The following is a 17,872-nucleotide window of genomic DNA, read 5'->3' as shown; positions in this document are numbered from 1 at the left end:
GTGCGCCTTCTGACCGCCTCGCATTTCTTCACGCCGCATGGCGGCGGGATCGAGCTAGTCGCCGGTCATCTCAACCGCGAACTCGCAGCATCGGGTCATGACACGCAATGGGCCGCCGCGCAGGAGGGGACGTTGCCCGACCTCGGCGCAACGCAGCCGATTGGCCTCGCCTGCATCGACTGGCTGGAGCGCCTCAGCGGACTGCCGATGCCGATCCCTCTGCCGGGAGCGGTTCGTAAGCTGTGGCGCGCGGTCGCCGCAAGCGAGGCGGTGATTGTTCACGATGCGCTATACGCCTCGTCGATCCTGGCGGTGATTGCCGCGCGTCGGCATCGCAAGCCGGTTTTGCTGATCCAGCATATCGCCGACATTCCCTTTTCCAGCCCGGTGCTACGCGGCATAATGGCGCTCGCCAACCGAGCGGTCACGCGACCAATGCTGCGCGCCGCGGACCAGGTGGTGTTCATCAGCGCGACGGTGCGCGACCGCTTCGCCGACGCCCGCTTCCGCCGCCCTCCGCGGCTGGTGTTCAATGGTGTTGATACCGCCCTGTTCCACCCCGCATCACCCGATGCCCGCATCGCGCTTCGGGTGCGATACGGCTTTGGTGACGAGCAGATCATGCTGTTCGTCGGGCGCTTCGTCGCAAAGAAGGGGCTGCACGTCATCGCCGCCCTCGCGCGGCGCCGGCCCGACCTGCGCTTCGTCCTGGTCGGTCGCGGCCCGATCGATCCCTGCGCCTGGGGCCTGCCAAACGTTACCGTAATCCCGCAACAGCCCTCCTCGACGCTCGCCGGCCTATATCGCGCGGCGGATCTCCTGCTGCTGCCGAGCGTCGGCGAAGGCTTTCCGCTGGTCGTCCAAGAAGCGCTGGCGAGCGGGCTGCGCGTCCTGTGCGGCACCGACACCGCCCACGCCGATCCTAACGCGCGCGTCTGGATCAACCATGCCGATATTGACCTCGCGGATCCCGTCGGCACGGCGGAACGGGTCGCAACCGCCATCGATAGGCTGCCCGCTGGCGCGCCGCCCGCTGAGATGGCGGCGCAGGCGGCGCGATGCTACAGCTGGCCCGGCATGGCGGCCGCGGTCGCCGCGGCGATCGGCGACCTCACTCCCTGATCCACATGACATCCCGCATTGCGCGCGGCCGCATGCAGCAAGCGCTGGTGCGGACTCGGCGCGGCGACGGGCTTGTCATTGTAGTAGACGTTCAGGCTGTCGAGCTGGGGCGCATCGACGAAGGCAATCCAGCGCGTCCCGCACAACGCCGCGATATCGGCAGGCCGCAGGGTCCAGCCCTGCAATCGAATCGGACGGTTGCTGAGGTCGGGGGCGTTTATAACTAAATTGGCGCTGTAGGGCGCCGAGTCGACAATTGCTATATCCGCGGCCATTCGCGCGATCTTTTGGTCTGGCACCGCCTGCGAGGCGACCATCCGATACGTCATCCAGCCATGGACCGGCAGCAGCACCACGCTAGCAACGGTCGTCCATAGCATCGGCCGGCGCAGGTCGAGCCGCAGCGCTTCCACGCGCTGCCACCCGAAACCGGCGAGCAGACAGGCGTTGCCGAGCACCGGGTGCAGATAGCGATAGCCCCAGCCATGTCCCTGCCAAGGTAGCAACACGCCCATCACGAGGATCGGCAGCACGATGCCAATCGCCAGCGGCAATACGAGCGGCGATCGACGCCCCCCTGCCACGCTGAGCAGCATCAACGGCAGCAGCAACAAATGTTGCCACGTGACGAACCGGATCAGGTTGGCCGCCATTGTCCAGAGGGCGCCGCGGTTGATCAACGCAAGGACGTGTAGCAGGCGCGTGACGTAATCGATCCCCTCGGCATCATTTGCGGCCGGTACCGGCCCCGCCTGACCGCTCAGCCACACCGGCCACGCCAGCCAGAAGCCAACGATCACCGTATAGCCGATCCCGTATCCCAATACGCTCCACCATTGCCGCCGCCATATCAGCCCCAGCACGAACGGTAGCGCGAACAAAGGATGGAAGAGCGGCTGATGCGCCCCTGTCGCCAGGAAGCCGACGATCAACGTCCCGGCGAATCCGATCCGGTCGCCGCGCATGAAAAGCAGCAGCCACACGAGGTTGAGCGCCAGGTGCGCCGAGACGGCATAGGCGGTCATGCCGGTGATCACGACCTGCGACGAGCACAGGTAGCAGAGCAACGCGACGACCTGGCTGCCCGGCGAATCCGGCCACAGCTGCCGCCCGATCGCAGCCAGAGCCAGCAGTCCGACGACCACCAACAAGGGCGACGTCGCCAGAGGATCGATGACGGTGGCGACAAGCGCACGCATCATGGCATTGATCGGCAGATAGGCAGAGACCCATGCCGCATGATCGCCCAGCGGCAGCATGAATTGCAGGTTCAGCGCGGGCGCGATCTCGCGCCAGGCGAGCGGGATTGGCGCCACCAGCTGCCCGCTGTGGAACACGGCCGCATCGAACACCGCCATCTGCTCGTCACGGCTGAAATCCATGCCCTGGAAGATTAATTCATGCCCCCACAGGCAAATCGCGAATATTACGACCGCCGCCACCGCCAGGCCTTCTCGCGTCAGGCGAAGCGATGCCGGCGTCCCCATCTCCGATCTGCCCGATCCGAACAGCAGAACCGAGATGCAGAATAGCGGCAGCAGAATCAGATCCTGCGCATAGAGCATCGTCGGCGTCGGCTGCGGGGACCCGATCCGTCCCATGATCTGCGGCATGACCATCGCCACCAATGCCAACACCAGCAGGATGGCAATCGACAGCAACCGCACGCGTCGCGCGCAGTCTGTTGCTTCTTCCTGACCCATGGACGGACCGTTCGTCACCACGTGTGCCATGCCCCCGCTTGTCGCCGCCTGGCCATAGCCTTCGGTAACGGCGGCATATACCGACACCTACGGCTCACCAGGTTAAAGGTTCGCTGACTGCGGCCGTGCGCATGATCATCCGCGCGATTGAGGCATGTAAATACTGCCGGGCGCGCTGTCGGCGCGCTTGGTCGCTCGACCATAAACGTAGGGCGATCCTGACGTGCCCCCCGTTTCTTCATCCACCTGGAACTAGAGACCGGCCCTTGGAGGGACGGACGGAATGAAACGGAAGCAGTTTTCGGAAGAGCAGATCATCGGCATCCTGAAGGAGGCCGAGGCGGGTGCGGTGGTGACGGAGCTGTGCCGCAAGCACGGGATGTCGAGCGCGACCTACTATGCCTGGAAGGCGAAGTTCGGCGGCCTGGAGGTATCCGACGCAAAGCGTCTGCGGTCGCTCGAGGAAGAGAACGCACGGCTCAAGCGCCTGCTCGCCGACACGATGCTCGACAACGCCGGTCTGAAGGACCTGCTGTCAAAAAAATGGTGACGCCCGCCGCGAAGCGGCAAGCAGTCGCGCATCTCCAGACGACGCTGGGGATGAGCGAGCGGCGGGCGTGTGCTGTCGTCGGAGCGGATCGCACGAGTATGCGATATCGCTCGTGTCGAGCAGATGATGGTGACCTTCGGTCGAGGTTATGTGAGCTGGCGCAGCAGCGCCGGCGGTTCGGCTATCGACGTCTACACATCCTGCTTCGCCGGGACGGCATCACGATCAACCGCAAGAAGACCCAGCGGCTCTATCGCGAGGAGGGTCTGACGGTCAGGCGCCGGAAGGGGCGAAGGCGCGCCGTGGGCGCGCGGGTGCCTGCACCGGTGCTGGCACTCCCCAACCAGCGGTGGAGCCTGGACTTCGTCCACGACCAGCTCGTCGCCGGCCGACGGTTCCGCGTGCTCAACATCGTCGACGACGTGACGCGCGAATGCCTCCGGGCGGTGGTGGACACCTCGATCTCGGGCCGGCGGGTCGTGCGCGAGCTGGCCGATCTGATCGTCGAGCGCGGCAAGCCGAAGATGATCGTCAGCGACAACGGGACTGAACTGACGTCGAACGCGGTGCTCGCCTGGTCGGGAGATGTCGGCATTGAGTGGCATTACATCACGCCTGGCAAGCCGACGCAGAACGGGTTCGTCGAGAGCTTCAATGGTCGCATGCGCGACGAGCTGCTCAACGAGACGCTGTTCTTCACCATCGGTCAGGCCCGCTCGATCCTGGCGCGCTGGGTCGACGACTACAACACCGAGCGGCCGCACTCATCGCTCGGCTACGCGACCCCGGCCGCATTCGCTGCCGGGCTCGAACAGCAACGGGCGGGGTTAACCCCGCCCATTGCTTCACCTGCGCTCATGCGCGACAACACCCGTCGGTCTCTGGTCGCAGCTGGATGAAAGACAGGGGTCACGTCAATCCTGACGATCGGCGGAAACAACGAGTGGGTAGGCACTTCTCACCGTTTAAATGCGATCCTAAGTGCCTCATCAGATCACCGAAGCACTTCTCGCGCTCAGGTCGTCAGGGTGTGTCCACGCGATTCGCGGGCTAAGACCTCATTCCCAGCATCAGAACACCATCCGGGCGAGGACGCGGTTGAGCCGGAACGGCGAACCCTGTGTTGAGGTGCAGCCACCCGGGCGGGCATAGAGGCACATGCCGATGACGTCGCTAGCTGGTTCGCAATAGACCTCGCGATAGTCACGTGGGGGCGTACCCGTTTTGGGTATCGAGCCGACGATGCGGTTGTATCCTGATTGGTTGCGGGCCACGCTTTGCCAGGGGGTGGCGCCGTGTGCGGCAGGATCGGCGAACCAGAACAGTCCGAGCGGAGTAACCGGCCGCAAACCGGTGGTGCCCGGCACGTCGGCATAGCTTGCGCCATAGACCAAGGCGACGCCGCAGGTTCGCGGATCATCACGCAGCATGGCGAATATCCGGGATCCCGGTCCGCCTTGTCGACGGTGCGCCTGCGCGACCGGGCCGAACGCCAGCAACACAGAGGCGATGCCCCACCCCGCAATAAGGGCGATGCGGAGCTGCGGCCGCTCCCGCTCTCCCCAGCGGGCTACGGCGTGATCGATGATGTCGCACCACCCGATCGCCGAAAGGATGACGATCGTCACCACGGCCAGATAAATAAAACGATATTCCTTGTGTCCAATCAGCATATGGACGGCGATAGTCACTGCGGCCGCCCCGAGCAGCGGCGGGCAGGCACGCCAGCCAGTGCGCAAGCCTATGGCGAGCGGGATCGCGCAAACCAGCCACATCTGCAACAGCCAGGTGACATAGGTCAGCGGCGGCGACACGCCGTACCGCGCCGCGACACCGCTGACGATGTTCTGGCGGACGTTCTCGACGATCCAGGAGAAGGGGGGAGCGCCGTTCGCCATGTCGATACCGGCGCCCACGATAGCGCTCGCCAGCGCGCCAGCAATCAATGCGCCCCAAAGGCTCCAGGCGACGGGCTCGGTCCGCCACGGCCACCATGCGACGAGGACGAGCGTGGCGACGGCCGGTGCATAATGCGGTCGCATCAGCACCGCCAACGTTAGCAGTGATCCTGCGATCGCCGCACCGCGCCGGCTCGGGCGAGCGGCGGTGACGAGCACGGCAGCGGGCAGCAAGGCGGCGGTCGCGGCCGGTTCGGCAAGCGTCTGCACGCCAAGGTCTAAAAACTCGAACCAGGTCGCCGCGACGAAGCCGGCGAGCAATCCGGCGAAGGGCGAGTGGCGATGGCCGAGCCGCCATGCCGACCAGACGATCGACAGTGAGGCAGCCCCCATCGCCAGGCGTGGCATGGCAACCGGCCAGGGTCCCGCCGGCCCTAATGCTTCACCCAACGTCATCGGCGGGACCAGCAACGTCGGTAGCAGCCAGCTGCGCATGCCAACGCGCCATTCCCACGTCACCGCACCATCGCCTGTCAAAATCCGGTGTGCGGGCTCAAGATATTGATAAATGGCGTCTGGATGATGAAAGCCCGGTCGGAACGCCATGATCGTCCGCAGCACAGCGGCGAGCAACAGCAGCCACGGCAACGGCCCCGCCGCAAACCGGTACCATGGGCGGGCGGGCGGTGTTGATCCGATAAGGCGGAAAGTCATGCGGCGGAGCGTACCGGCCAAGAGTGGAGAAAAGCCTTATATCAGCCCCGCTCAGCTGCGGGACAGCGGTTCCTTCAAACCATGATCGTAGGCGCATCAACAGATAGCCTGCATCAGGCTGGATCGGTGTTTAAAATTCATTCAAAATCGAATTACGCGGGCATGGCAAACGCAATGCCCGAAGAGAGAGAGAGAGAGAGAGAGAGAGCTGCCGGCGAGTTCGTCTTAGCGTTCAGCGACGCTACGATATTGTTCGAGGCGGCAGAAGGCGTTTCTAGAAGGTACTAATTATCGTATCGTTTCTTATTGTGGCGGTAACGCCTCGCGCCTGCATCGGCCAGGAAGCAAGAGAACCGCAACGGTGTTTCGAAGCAGCGCCACGCCGGTTGCGTCATAGCCTTCGCCTGCGTATGTGAGCAGCACGGTCGACTACGATCGGCGCCGCTTCATGACGCAGACATTGCTAATTATGAGCATCTGGGCATACGGACGTTCGATGACCTTCGTGTAAGCTTGTATTTTGGTCAGGCCTCCACCGCGCGAGCAGCCGATGGCCGGATGCGAGTGCCGCCTTTTGCGTTAAATGCCTTGGGCGGGACTCAGCTCGAGACGCTGTCGACTCTGTTGCTCTTTGTAACCGCTCCTGCATTAATCAGCGGGTTGAGCCACTTGGATGGACGGCAGCCGCCGCATGTAGCGTTCGGAAGTGGCAATCGCGCTTTCCGTGATCGACGCCTGAAAGCGGGCTGGCCGCTCCCCACCCGCAGAGGCGTTCGAGCCCCTTGCCCTGCGGTCTGAACAAATGTCCGCTATCTCGCGGCCGTCGCCTGAACGCGGACGGGCGGCTTTCCACCCAGAAGTGTAGAATAATTCACATTCGTGAATAGTAATCCGTTAAAGTAAGTGCGCCCCCACCAGACGAAAGGGGCTCACCTGTATGTTAAGAAGAAATATCTCAACCCGACAACTCTCATGTACCGCCTAAGGTGGCAAGATTCATGGCGCCGACCCACCACTCGAGGCGGCCAACCCTACCTGATTAGATATGTTCATCGCTGCAGATGATATCAGTGTCCGTACAGAGGCTAGGTTTGTGTGCGCTCCAAGTCCATCAATGAATGGAACAGTGAGCGCCGCGCAAACCTGCCCTGCGATATAGATCGGGACCGCAAGATCAGTGATACCAGTAAAGATTGGGCTAGGTGTTACACTGCCTCCCTCTCGAGAGATTTTGTTTAGTTCTCTCCCCAGAGCATCATCATCAATCGGTTGGCCCGACTGACGGATCTCGTCAATCATCAGCTGCCGTGCGTCTAGAGACTGGAATGCGAGCAGAATTCGGCCTGACGAGGAGCGATGAAGCGGCTGCCGATAACTAGGGCGCACAGCAAACCCGAAAAAGCCCGGCGCCTCTACGCCCGCGATAACGACCATCTCTACGCCCGATTCAACCGCCAAGTGACAACTCTGCCGGGACATTGAAGAAACATTACGCATTATTGGAAGGGCAGCCGCTACCAAGTTGCGGATAGGAGACCACCCCATACTTATGACGTGGAGGCGGTTCGTTATACTAAATTTATTGTCATTCCTTGATATAACCAAGCTCTTTGAGAACCTGTAGCATTCGGTATATCTCACCGACTGATCGCCCTAGGCCGGTCGATATTTCCTCCGCATTCAGCTCATCGCGGGCCAGCGATAAAAATTCCAAGATCTCTAGGCCCTTAGTTAGAGCCGGCGCTTTGTAGAGGGGTTGCCCAATCATAAGTCGCGATACAAGCTTTAATAAAGCTCACAATAAAAGGAGTTTGCCGGCCACACAGCAGCAGGCGACGCTACAGCATTACAATCAACGATAAACAATGCATTTTCGGTGCGCAATGCAACTGCTTACTCCAGCGAAGTCGATAGCCCGGTTCGGGTCGGACGTGAGCGCCCGACCCGAGGAGACAGCCCGGTCAATAAGTCAGGCGTGCGATCACGCTGATTCGTCGATCGTTCAACACGTAAGACTGAGGACGGCTCGCAATGCCATAATACGTCCGGTTTGTGGTGTTGGTCAGGTTCGTGCCGTCCACCGTCAGCGCAAAATGTGGTGCTACAGTGTAAGTCACCGAGGCATCGAGCTGGCCCCTCGCCGCGTTAAAAATTGGGAGGTTGCCACTGCCGTTTCCTGCCGTCGTTACGACATACTTGCTTCGCCAATTGTAGGCGGCACGTGCCGACAAAGGCCCGCGATCGTAGAAGCCGATCAAGTTGTAGCTGTACTTTGACAATTGCTCGAGCGGAACCAGCAGGCGGTTTCCAGACGTGTCGGTTGCGCCCGGGCTTGGCGCCTTGCTGTCGACAAAGGTGAAGTTGGCCTGTGTTCCAAACCCCGAGAGCCAACCCGGCAAAAAGTCGAAGAAACTGTTTGCGCCGATTTCAAAGCCCTTAATCTTACCATTGTCACCGTTGACGGGCCGAGTAACCTGATACGTGTACGTATTATTTCCGAAACTATAGCTCTCAGGCCCCGTTATGTTGGCGATGAAGCCATCGACCTTCTTGTAAAAGCCGGCAGCGTACAGGGATCCAGTTCGCGAGAAGTAGTATTCAAGCGAAGCATCGAATTGGGTCGCCGTCAGAGGCTTCAGATTCGCATTACCTGACGTCGCTACGCGCTGGCCGCCAGTGGCCACGAATTCGTTGATCGAGACGTTCGGGTTCAGCTGGGTAAAATCAGGACGGGTGAGCGCTTTCGACCCCGCCAAGCGAAGCTGCAGCTTGTCGGTAAGATGGAAAGTGAGGTTCACGCTTGGCAGGAACTTAGTGTAATCCGAGTTGACTGAGATAGGAACGAATGACACCGGACCATTGCCGAAGATCGGCTGACCAGTCGTCGCATCAACGCCGGTCTGCACCTGAGGCGAGCGGCTTTCGAAACCCGAGGTCCCGACCTTCGTCTTCACGACACGAAGCCCGATGTTCCCGTCGAACGGCACGGCAAAGTCGCTCGTGCCGAATCGTGCCACGCCATAGGCGGTATACGTCTTCTCGCTTTGGGTATTGCGATCGCTCGGCTGATAACCGACGCCGTTAAGGAGGGCCTGGGTCTGCGACGGATCAACATATGGGGCAAGCGCCGCGCGCGTGGCATCGTAGTCGAGAACGATATTGCGATCGAAGAAGATCGCGCCATCCGGCACACCTTGGTAGCCGCGATACACTTCGCCGCGGAAGGGTCGCAGTTCATAGAGCGACGATGCAAGCGGGCGGGTCAAACCGTAATAGGCGTAGGTGCTGCTGTCCGTCACCGCCGATCGGTCGGTGTAGCGGAGGCCGGCTGAAATCGACTTCAGGAAGCCGTCGAAGGTGTACTTCGCATCAAGGCGCCCGGCGTACTCGGTGCCTACCGAGTGCTCGATATGATCCAGATAGCCCGCACCTGAAGCATAGTTGGCGGGATCGGTGGTCAGGCCGTTGCCATTCGCAGCGTTGGTGTCCGGCGAAATCAGCATCGTCGGGACGCCGTCACCGGTCGCCAGGAACAAGCTTTCCGCGGTCGAGCCGAGGATAACGATCGAACGCTGTCCGTCCGTCGTGCCGCGGATATATTGAAAATCGCCATTGATCGTGAGGCGATCGGAAGGAGTCCACTTCGCGTTCAGCGAGTAGTCGCTCGTTACCGAGTGACGGGTTTCCAGACTGGTATTAGCGTTGGTCGGAACGTTAACAAAGGTTCCGCTGCGGAAGTTGCCGTCCTCGTCATAGGTGAACGGCTTGGTGAAGTCCGGAGTAATGGGATTATCGCCGGTATAGGCGAAGTAGCTGTAGTCAGCATAACGGAAGTTGTAGTCAGAACGGATGTACTCGCCCGTGAATTGCAGCGTGTCCGTAGGCTTCCATTGCAGGGCGACGTCGACGCCCAGGCGCCGTCGGTCGCCCAGGTATTCTCCGATGCCAACTCCGTGCGACAGATACGTGGGCTTGCCCGTCCGGCCCAAGCCCGCCGCTGTCGCCGCATCAACGGGGTTCACGAAAGTGCCGTCCGCGTTGCGTGCTTCGTTGAGCAGGTAGAACGGCTGACTCGAGATCTGATCCTGACGGAAGGCCGTCTGCTGGAACGCGACGTCGACCAGCACGCCAATCTCTCCGATGCCGGTGTTCCACCGATCGGAGACGAGCAGATTGGCCTGGGGTTTGCTGACGCCGTACAGATCGTAGTAGTTCACCCCTCCCGAGGCGGAGAGCTTGAAGCCGTCGAAGTCGAACGGCTTGCGCGTGCGCAGGTTGATCAGGCCACCAATGCCCCCTTCAATCAACTCAGCTGACGGGTTCTTGTAGACGTCGACGCCGGCGAGAAGCTCGGAAGGAACATCCTCGAGGCTGAGCGATCGGCCGCCGCTTGCGGTGAAGATGTCCCGGCCATTGATCTCGATGCGGACTTGGCTGAGGCCGCGGATCGCTACAGAGCTGCCCTCGCCGTAGCTGCGCTGGATCTGCACGCCCGTGACACGCTGCAACGCTTCGGCGACGTTGCGATCGGGCAATTTGCCGATGTCCTCGGCAACGATCGAGTCGACGATCTGGTCGGCGTTGCGCTTGATGTTCTGTGCGCTCTGCAAGCTTGCGCGAACGCCGGTTACGACGATGTCGTCATCCGGCACGCCGCTACCAGCCTGCTGGTCGGCGACACCCTGATCGCCGCTAGGAGAAACGGTGGCGCTCTGAGCCGCAGCGTCCGTTGCTTGGGTTGGTGTTCCAACAGGCGTCGAAGACGTGGCCTGAGCGAATACGGGTGTCGCCATGCCGATCAGCACAGCAACTGCTGAGGCTCCGGTCGCCAGCTGGAGGCGGCGTAAACGGCGTGCGGCAACCAATCTCTTCATCACATCCCTCTCCTGAGCATCGGCCCCTGGTACGGAGCACTGAAATCGCGATAGACATATGTACGACATTATGAAATATAAAAAGAGCTTTTATTGGTGCATCATTCGAAAGGCCGTGAAGCATGAGCTTTCCAGCCGACATCGAGAGAAGGTTCGTTCCGAACATGTCGTTGATATTAAGCTGTATAAAGACCGCCACAGCGGCATTGATCAGCCTGCACGCAGTCACGGCCTTGCCGGCACTAGCGTCGGAAACGTCATACAAAAGCTCACCGGAGCGGCGCACGGCGGCGGAGCGCGATTGGGGACCGTGGCTCGGGCCGTTTCGTGCTAAGCTAGTCCCGGTGCTGATGCAGGACTTTGGCGAGCGCTACGTCTATCGCGAGGCCAATGCCGCGCTTCCACCGCCGCATGCTGGCGAGCAACGCGTCGTCTTTATCGGCGATTCCATCACCGATCGTTGGAATTTGGCTTCGAGCTTTCCGGGAAAGGGATACATCAACCGCGGCATCGGTAGCCAGGTGACCTCGCAGATGCTTCTGCGATTCCATCAGGATGTCATCGCGCTGCATCCTACCGTGGTGGTTATCCTCGCCGGCATCAATGACGTGCAAGGCTTCCTGCAGCAGGAGCGGCCGGACCAGATCGAGGCGAATTGGGAAGCTATGGCTGATCTTGCCGATCAGCACCGCATTGCAGTCGTTTTCGGTGCCCTCCTGCCGGTCAACGACTACACCGAAGCTGCGCGAAACGTTGTCAAGGAGCGCAATCCAGCCGAGCTGCGTGTGCTTAACGCATGGCTGAGGGCATTTTGCGCACGGCGTGGTTATGCCTTTGCCGACTACTATGCCGCGCTAGTCGACAAGCGCGGCTTGATGGCGGCGCGCTACACGAACGATGGCGTCCACCCTCTCGATAATGGCTACGCGCGCATGACGCCGATCGCCGCAGCCGCCATTGCGCAGGCGCTAAGGAAGACACAATGACGTCTATCGATCGCCGTACCCTGTTGGCGGGAAGCGCCGCGTTGGGATTTCGCCAAACCGCCAGTGCCGTTTCTAACCCCCGCGCGACGCCTTCGGCCGATGCAGCGTTGCGGCCAATGAACGTGCCGGCGCCTCGAAGTTTCACTGGCGATTGGGCATCGCTAACGTCTGGCTACACGGCGCCAGACTGGTTCCGGGACGCAAAATTCGGAATATGGGCACATTGGGGGGCGGCGTCCGTGCCTGCTGCCGGTGACGACTGGTACGCCCGTGACATGTACCTGCAAGGCCATCCCTCATACCAACATCATCTAAAACATTATGGCCACCCTGCAGACCGCGGCTTCATGGAAATCCAAAACGCGTGGAAGGCGGAGCGCTGGGACCCGGCGGAATTACTCGACCTCTACAAGCGCGCAGGCGCGCGTTACTTCATGGCGCTGGCGAACCATCATGACAATTTGGACTGCTTCGCCTCATCCCACCATGGATGGAATTCCACACGCATCGGTCCGAAGAGGGATATCGTCGGCACATGGGCGGGGTTAGCTCGGGAACGCGGCCTGCGCTTTGCGGTGTCCAATCACTCCGCGCATGCCTGGCACTGGAACCAGCCTGCTTATGGGTACGACCCTGAAGGGCCTCGACGTGGCCAACGTTACGATGCGGCACGCCTCACGTTGGCAAATGGTCGAGGCACATGGTGGAATGGGCTGGATCCGCAACACCTCTACGGTGGCGCCTCGATGCAGATGCCCGATGGCATCGGCTCCCTTGCCGAAGCCAACGCTTGGCATGCTGCCACCGATGGCCTCTGGAACGAAGGGCCTTCGCCTGATCCGGCTTTCGTCAGCCGTTGGCTACTTCGATGCCGCGAACTGATCGACCGCTATGAGCCCGACATGCTCTACTTTGACAATCACGATCTACCGCTTGGGCAGGCCGGTCTCGATATCGCAGCCTACTTCTACAATCAAAACATGCAGCGCAACGGTGGTCGCCTGGAAGGTGTCTGCACCGCGAAGGAAACGCCGCCCCAGCGACGGATGGGCTTGGTCGACGTTGTGGAGCGTGGTCAGAAGAGCTTCATCGATCCATATCCGTGGCAGACGGAAACCTGCCTCGGCAACTGGTTCTACGGCGAGCAGTACCTCCGTGAAGATCGTTACAAGACCCCGGCAAAGGTCATTCATACGCTTTGTGATGTCGTCTCAAAAAACGGTAATCTGATGCTCAGCGTGCCAATTCGTGGCGACGGCACGATCGACGCAAAGGAGCGGGAGATCGTCGAGGAGGTTGGTATTTGGATGCGTCGTTACGGTGACGCGATCTACGGCAGCCGGCCCTGGCGCATCCACGCCGAAGGTTCAACCGGACCTGGGAGCGGGGCCTTATCTGAAGGTGGACGGGATAGCAGCTATACGGCCAAGGACATCCGGTATGTCCGCAAGGGCAATGCCTTGCATGCGCTGGTGTTGGGTTGGCCAGACGACGGAGTCGTCCGCATGACGCTGTTAGGCAGCTCGAACCCGGTCGCTCGAGGAAGCGTGGAACGCGTCTCGCTACCCGGTGGCCCGGCGCTGTCTTTTCGCCGGATGGAAGACGTTCTCGAAGTCTCGCTTCCTGCCGGCCTGCGAACGCCGATCGGATTGGCGCTGATCGTGAACGGCAGCGGGTTGGTTAATCGACCGAGGGATGCGGCTTCATAAGAGTTGCCTTTCAATCCTTGGACGTTGGCGGAGTTTAACCTCTTCGTTCGAACGTGTGCGTCGATACTTGAAAATGATCGCTGCGGCTCGATGCTCCTTCGCGACAAATCTCCTGTTCGGCCACTCGTTGGCGGAAGCAGGTGAACCGCAGTTCACTAGGAGGCCCCAAGCAGCGCCCAACCCTATTTGTGGTCGACGGGCCGCTTACTACCACGCATGGACGTTCGAGCCCCCTGCCCTATCACCTGAACAATCGTCCGGTTCTGGCACTTGCCGCCCGAAAGCGGCCCGGCCGCTTCCCACCAATCCCTCCCAGCGCGAAAAGTGTAACCCTACCAAAGCGTCCATCCGTCGATAGCGTTATGAGATTCAAAGCGTCCGACCTCTAACCGGGCATATCAAGGTTGCAGATGCTCGATGACATCAATGTGAGCAGATGCTGCGTCAACGCATCTGCACCCTTGTTGTAGGCGATGGCCGCCCAGTCGTCCCAACGATGAACCCGCTGCGCCAGCCAGCCGTAGAAGTCGTCCCGGTGCTCGGGGTCGGCGAAGCCCAAGGACCAGAAGGTTCGCCGCAGCGGCATGCGGCCCTCCGTGCTGAGACCGGTCAGTGTCACCATGTGAGATCGTCCAACCGTCTTGCGCGCAAAGCCGGTGGGTCTCGCAGCAGACTCCCGTTCGAACGACTGCAGCATCGCCTCGCGCAGCTCCTCAGGGCCGCCGTGGTGAGCCCTGCGGACGGCATCCACCACTTCGGACATACGCAACTCCGCCCATGCGGGGTCGGCGGTCGCCGAGAGCATAAGGCGCACCTGCAGCCCCTCCTCGGTCAGAAGCGGATTCAGGGGGTTTCCTCGACCATCGACGTCTGCAAGGCCGATGGACACGATCCAACATATGTAGAAGCGCCAGAACAGCATGTCGCCGGAGAACAGCTCGTGTCTCCCCTCGGAACGCTGGTCAGTTCCGCGTTCGATGGTGGACAGGACGCGCAACAGCAGTTCCTGCTGCTCGGGCACAAAGTGGATGGACGGAAAGCCGAGACGCCCGACCCAAAACGCCTCCCGGACGCTGCGCCAGCTTCCGCCCTGGCCGTCCTCCACGCGGTAGCCGATCTGGGTCAGCCAATGCCCCCATGGAAGTGGCTGATTCCTACCGCTGTTCGGACCGCGATTAGGCGACGTCACGCGCCCTTGCTCACATCGAGACCCAGCGGCGGCGGCGACGGCGCCCCCCTTCGTGTCGGCATAGGCGCGCCGTCGGCGATCGCCTTCAGCTGACGCGCCAGATGCTCGATCTCCCGACATACGTAGTCGTCATCGCGGTACGTCGCTCCGATCTCGGAACCGGAAAACCGCTTGCTGGCGTCGGAATCGTTGGGAACGACGTCGTAGACCTTGTCGCAGGTGAACCCGAGCCACCAGGCGTCTTCGTGCACCCGGTAGTCGGTCGCGTACACGGTAGCCTCCGGCGTCTGGAATCGTCCGGGCGGATGGCATATCCTTCGCGCTTCGGCACCCAAGCGGCGTGATGCCGAAGGACCATGCTGGCAGGCCTTGCCGTAGGTGATGCCGCCATGGACATCGATGTCCGTGGGCACTGCGCCCGCGGTGAAGCCGTAGAGAGGATGGGTAGGAGGCACGCCAACGTACCCGCCGAGAAATCCACCTGCTCCGGCACGCATCATGATGCACTCGAGCTGCGTCTCGGCGTCCAGCCATGCGACCTTGTCCGCCTCCCCGAGGCGCCGGGCAGGAGACGTCTCGTCGTCCGACCTGTAGAAAATCTCTTGAGCATCGATCGTCAGCCCGCTGGCCGTAACGTAAGCGCGGTTCGAAATGAGGATCGTCCCCTGATCCTGCTCGATCGTACCGCCGCTGCCACCGATGCGGGCGGCTGCCGACACGGACCGAAGGGCGGCGACGATCCGATCGTCGGTCGCGGCGCCGACGGGGACGAGTGCGGTCGACTTGGTGGCTTTGCGCGAAGCAGGCATCTCGTTCTCCGAGAATAATTGTCCAACGAATGGGAAATCCATGGTCGGCAGCGTCAGTTTGATCACGGGTGCCGGGCGCGAGCCCTTCGGACGATGGCAGCTGCCGCGACACCGAGCTCGTCCGGCCCTACCGCCGCCTCCACGAAGTCGTACGTGGCCGCGTCGAAGCCACGCAGCCTCGCGAACGCCATGAGGAGATGGCCCAGCCTCGGCTTGTCGGCGCTCGTCCCCAGGTTCGCCTTCCAGACGTCCACCGGCGAAGGGTCGGCGAGATAATCGACGAGCGCCTGCATTCGCTCGGAGGGCACGGCGTCCGCCGCGACGTCAACATCGGGCGCGAGGCTCAGCAGCGCCTCGGCACGGTCGAAGTACGGACCGTCATCCAGGAAATCACCCGCCGGGTGATCCGGCACGGCGGCGTCGTGAGATCGCGTCCAGCCGAACCTCGCCTCCAGGTCGGCAAAGGCGACACCCGGATCGCCGGTGTCGACCGCGGACACCAGTGCCGAGATCTGGTGGCTCATGTCCAAGCGGAGCCCGCTGCCCGCCGCATCCTGCCGACTGCCGACACGCGCCGCCACGATGTCCGCGGTGGCTGCGGACGCGAACCCATCCGGCATGAAGGTGACCACCGGACCTACCGAGGAAGGCGCCGCCGGAGGAAGCCGCAGCAGCCCCTGGTTCGATGCCGCACAGATCGCCGCGCGGCAGATTTCGGGCCAGGCACGCTCGACGATCGACACGGCGCTCCCCTGCGGCACCCATAGCGAATTGAGTTCGAAGACGGTCGCGAGGGCGATCGACCGGGCGAGATCGTAGCGAACTCGAACACCGGTTCCCGTCCGTATGTCGCGCGGGAAAGGCCTTAGCCGAAGCTTGCGGAACCTGATGCGAATGGACTCCGGGTCGGTGCCGCTGATCTCGGCGATCGTCCGCTCCAACGTGCCGTAGGGCAGAGCGAAGGCATCCACGCCGTTCCTCGCGGTCACGACAGCGTCTCCGGATATTCGGTCGTCGAACCGAACCGGCGGGAGGAGCGCCATTCATCGATGTCGTGCCGCCGGTACACGATGCCGCGGCGGCGAAAGAGCCGATGATAGTTCGGCCCTCCCCCCTCGAGACGCAGCTTCTTCAGATGGCCAGCGCTGCAGCCGATGTACGCGGCGGCGGCGCGGGTATCGAAGCACTCATCCGGGACGGTTGCGAAGCGATCGAAGTCGACGGTGGGAATGTCATGCATCTCCGTTCCTTTCGCAATCCGTTATAGGTTCCTATGGTACACTAGTCAAGCCTTTGGTATCCAGCAGGCGACAATCGATAGGCGCAGCCCACGTGTCGGACCCAATTTGCAACTGGAGTGGAAGCCTCACGGCGGGGGTCAGCTTGGAAGCTCGTGCAGAGGGGAAAAAAATTCCTCGCAGGCTTCCTGAACCATCGCGGCTCGGCCGCGAACTCGCCGGAAGGAATATCATGACCGACAAATTAGACTTTCAGGCCGTCAACGACGTGACGGTGGCCATCGAGTGCGAGATGGCCCTCGCCGGACGCCCGCATTCGAACGGCGACACGCTGTTCATGGGGGGAACGCTACCGACGATGGCCGACGAGGACGCGCTCGGGCAGTTCGCCTGCAGCAAGAACTACAAGATCGTCTATCCGTCGTTTGACGCCACCGACGGCGCCACGCTGCCGACGACGTTCCACGTCGCCGTCACCGATGGCCTCGCCCAGACGATCGTACTGCGAGGCGGACGCCTGTGGAAGCGGACCGATCGCAGCGCGGCGGTCCTGATGTTCGCCGACACCCGCCTCATGGTGTCGCTGAACGCGAAGGGTCGGCTCAAGGTCGCCCGCATGCCCGGCAACGTCGGCGAGCGAGGCTACGAGGCCGCCCTCACCGCCGTCGCGGCACGCGCCGCGATGAAGCCGGGCAACGTCCCCATCGTTGCTCCCGTCGGCGGTTTGATCACGGCGCTTGACATCAAAGCGTGGTCCGGGACCTTTGCCAAGGCCGCCTAGGGCCGCCTAGGCCGATGTCGCCCGGTGGCCTGCTGCCATCGGGCGACCGCCTAATGCGATGCGTGCTCCCGTCTAACTTTTCCAAAAGATCGGGCGAGGTAATCAATTGTTAAGAGATCACTGGCTACGGCGTAGCCGCGGGGCCGGGCCCGGCCTCCGCCTTTTCCCCTTCCCCCTCCGGAACATCTTCATGATGTCCAATCGGGACGGCGAAAGCGCACCGCTCGGCGGAGCGGTGTCGAATTCCAGCTCAGCATAGCTGGCCCAATATCGCACGACCGCCGTCCTTGCAGCCGTTC

Annotated in this window: 14 protein-coding genes; 5 read left to right on the top strand and 9 right to left on the bottom strand. The window is 61.9% G+C overall.

Annotated features, from left to right (window positions below):
• Positions 1–1,122, top strand: a complete 1,122-nt coding sequence (locus tag PBN85_RS00945; protein ID WP_271299852.1) for a glycosyltransferase family 4 protein — start codon at positions 1–3, stop codon at positions 1,120–1,122.
• Here PBN85_RS00945 and PBN85_RS00940 read toward each other — a convergent pair.
• Positions 1,062–2,855 (bottom strand): hypothetical protein, encoded by a 1,794-nt coding sequence (locus PBN85_RS00940; RefSeq protein ID WP_271299851.1) that lies wholly within the window; start codon positions 2,853–2,855, stop codon positions 1,062–1,064. The genes PBN85_RS00945 and PBN85_RS00940 overlap by 61 nt on opposite strands.
• Positions 2,856–3,108: 253 nt before the next feature.
• Here PBN85_RS00940 and PBN85_RS00935 point away from each other — a divergent pair.
• A protein-coding gene (locus PBN85_RS00935; protein ID WP_271299037.1) for an IS3 family transposase occupies positions 3,109–4,274 on the top strand; the annotation gives its coding sequence in 2 pieces (ribosomal slippage) (positions 3,109–3,370 and positions 3,370–4,274; 1,167 coding nt in all).
• Positions 4,275–4,445: 171 nt separating this feature from the next.
• Here the strand turns inward: PBN85_RS00935 and PBN85_RS00930 are convergent.
• The 4 genes from PBN85_RS00930 to PBN85_RS00925 form a co-directional block, all read right to left on the bottom strand.
• The gene (locus PBN85_RS00930; protein ID WP_271299850.1) at positions 4,446–5,921 is read right to left on the bottom strand and encodes a hypothetical protein; all 1,476 of its coding nucleotides are present in this window, start codon (positions 5,919–5,921) and stop codon (positions 4,446–4,448) included.
• A gap of 1,062 nt (positions 5,922–6,983) precedes the next feature.
• Positions 6,984–7,466: an IclR family transcriptional regulator domain-containing protein gene (locus tag PBN85_RS18995; protein ID WP_443026776.1), complete on the bottom strand. Its 483-nt coding sequence runs from the start codon at positions 7,464–7,466 to the stop codon at positions 6,984–6,986.
• Between the two features lie 106 nt (positions 7,467–7,572).
• Positions 7,573–7,755, bottom strand: coding sequence for a helix-turn-helix domain-containing protein (locus PBN85_RS18990; RefSeq protein WP_443026757.1), 183 nt, complete (start codon positions 7,753–7,755; stop codon positions 7,573–7,575).
• Positions 7,756–7,948: 193 nt separating this feature from the next.
• Positions 7,949–10,861, bottom strand: a complete 2,913-nt coding sequence (locus tag PBN85_RS00925; RefSeq protein ID WP_271299849.1) for a TonB-dependent receptor — start codon at positions 10,859–10,861, stop codon at positions 7,949–7,951.
• Positions 10,862–10,983: 122 nt separating this feature from the next.
• Here PBN85_RS00925 and PBN85_RS00920 point away from each other — a divergent pair, with 122 nt between their 5' ends.
• On the top strand, positions 10,984–11,847 hold the full coding sequence (locus PBN85_RS00920) for a GDSL-type esterase/lipase family protein (RefSeq protein ID WP_271299848.1): 864 nt from the start codon (positions 10,984–10,986) through the stop codon (positions 11,845–11,847).
• A complete protein-coding gene (locus PBN85_RS00915; protein ID WP_271299847.1) occupies positions 11,844–13,556 on the top strand; it encodes an alpha-L-fucosidase in 1,713 nt (570 codons plus the stop codon). Before PBN85_RS00920 ends, PBN85_RS00915 begins: the two co-directional genes overlap by 4 nt.
• A gap of 385 nt (positions 13,557–13,941) precedes the next feature.
• Here PBN85_RS00915 and PBN85_RS00910 read toward each other — a convergent pair whose 3' ends face one another.
• From PBN85_RS00910 to PBN85_RS00895, 4 genes are all read right to left on the bottom strand, one after another.
• Positions 13,942–14,661 carry a hypothetical protein gene (locus PBN85_RS00910; protein WP_271299846.1) on the bottom strand — a complete coding sequence of 240 codons (720 nt, stop codon included), beginning with the start codon at positions 14,659–14,661 and terminating at the stop codon, positions 13,942–13,944.
• Between the two features lie 80 nt (positions 14,662–14,741).
• On the bottom strand, positions 14,742–15,620 hold the full coding sequence (locus tag PBN85_RS00905; protein WP_271299845.1) for a hypothetical protein: 879 nt from the start codon (positions 15,618–15,620) through the stop codon (positions 14,742–14,744).
• A complete protein-coding gene (locus tag PBN85_RS00900; protein ID WP_271299844.1) occupies positions 15,617–16,525 on the bottom strand; it encodes a hypothetical protein in 909 nt (302 codons plus the stop codon). Before PBN85_RS00900 ends, PBN85_RS00905 begins: the two co-directional genes overlap by 4 nt.
• Positions 16,526–16,539: 14 nt before the next feature.
• Positions 16,540–16,794 (bottom strand): hypothetical protein, encoded by a 255-nt coding sequence (locus PBN85_RS00895; RefSeq protein ID WP_271299843.1) that lies wholly within the window; start codon positions 16,792–16,794, stop codon positions 16,540–16,542.
• A gap of 230 nt (positions 16,795–17,024) precedes the next feature.
• On the opposite strand from PBN85_RS00895, the gene PBN85_RS00890 reads away from it, so the two are divergent.
• A complete protein-coding gene (locus tag PBN85_RS00890; RefSeq protein WP_271299842.1) occupies positions 17,025–17,573 on the top strand; it encodes a hypothetical protein in 549 nt (182 codons plus the stop codon).
• Positions 17,574–17,872: the final 299 nt, after the last annotated feature.

The organism is Sphingomonas sp. CV7422 (genome assembly GCF_027945725.1).
In the GTDB taxonomy this organism is placed as follows: Bacteria; Pseudomonadota; Alphaproteobacteria; order Sphingomonadales; family Sphingomonadaceae; genus Sphingomonas; species Sphingomonas kyungheensis.
The sequence above is the reverse complement of the archived record's forward strand: the minus strand, read 5'-3'. Positions and strand labels throughout refer to the sequence as shown.

Bases quoted from the DNA above. Each gene is read 5' to 3' on its own strand.
- PBN85_RS00890 (WP_271299842.1), top strand. From the start codon at position 17,025: ATGACCGACAAATTAGACTTTCAGGCCGTCAACGACGTGACGGTGGCC.
- PBN85_RS00925 (WP_271299849.1), bottom strand. From the start codon at position 10,861: ATGAAGAGATTGGTTGCCGCACGCCGTTTACGCCGCCTCCAGCTGGCG.
- PBN85_RS00940 (WP_271299851.1), bottom strand. From the start codon at position 2,855: ATGGCACACGTGGTGACGAACGGTCCGTCCATGGGTCAGGAAGAAGCA.
- PBN85_RS00895 (WP_271299843.1), bottom strand. From the start codon at position 16,794: ATGCATGACATTCCCACCGTCGACTTCGATCGCTTCGCAACCGTCCCG.
- PBN85_RS18995 (WP_443026776.1), bottom strand. From the start codon at position 7,466: ATGTCCCGGCAGAGTTGTCACTTGGCGGTTGAATCGGGCGTAGAGATG.
- PBN85_RS00915 (WP_271299847.1), top strand. From the start codon at position 11,844: ATGACGTCTATCGATCGCCGTACCCTGTTGGCGGGAAGCGCCGCGTTG.
- PBN85_RS00920 (WP_271299848.1), top strand. From the start codon at position 10,984: ATGAGCTTTCCAGCCGACATCGAGAGAAGGTTCGTTCCGAACATGTCG.
- PBN85_RS18990 (WP_443026757.1), bottom strand. From the start codon at position 7,755: ATGATTGGGCAACCCCTCTACAAAGCGCCGGCTCTAACTAAGGGCCTA.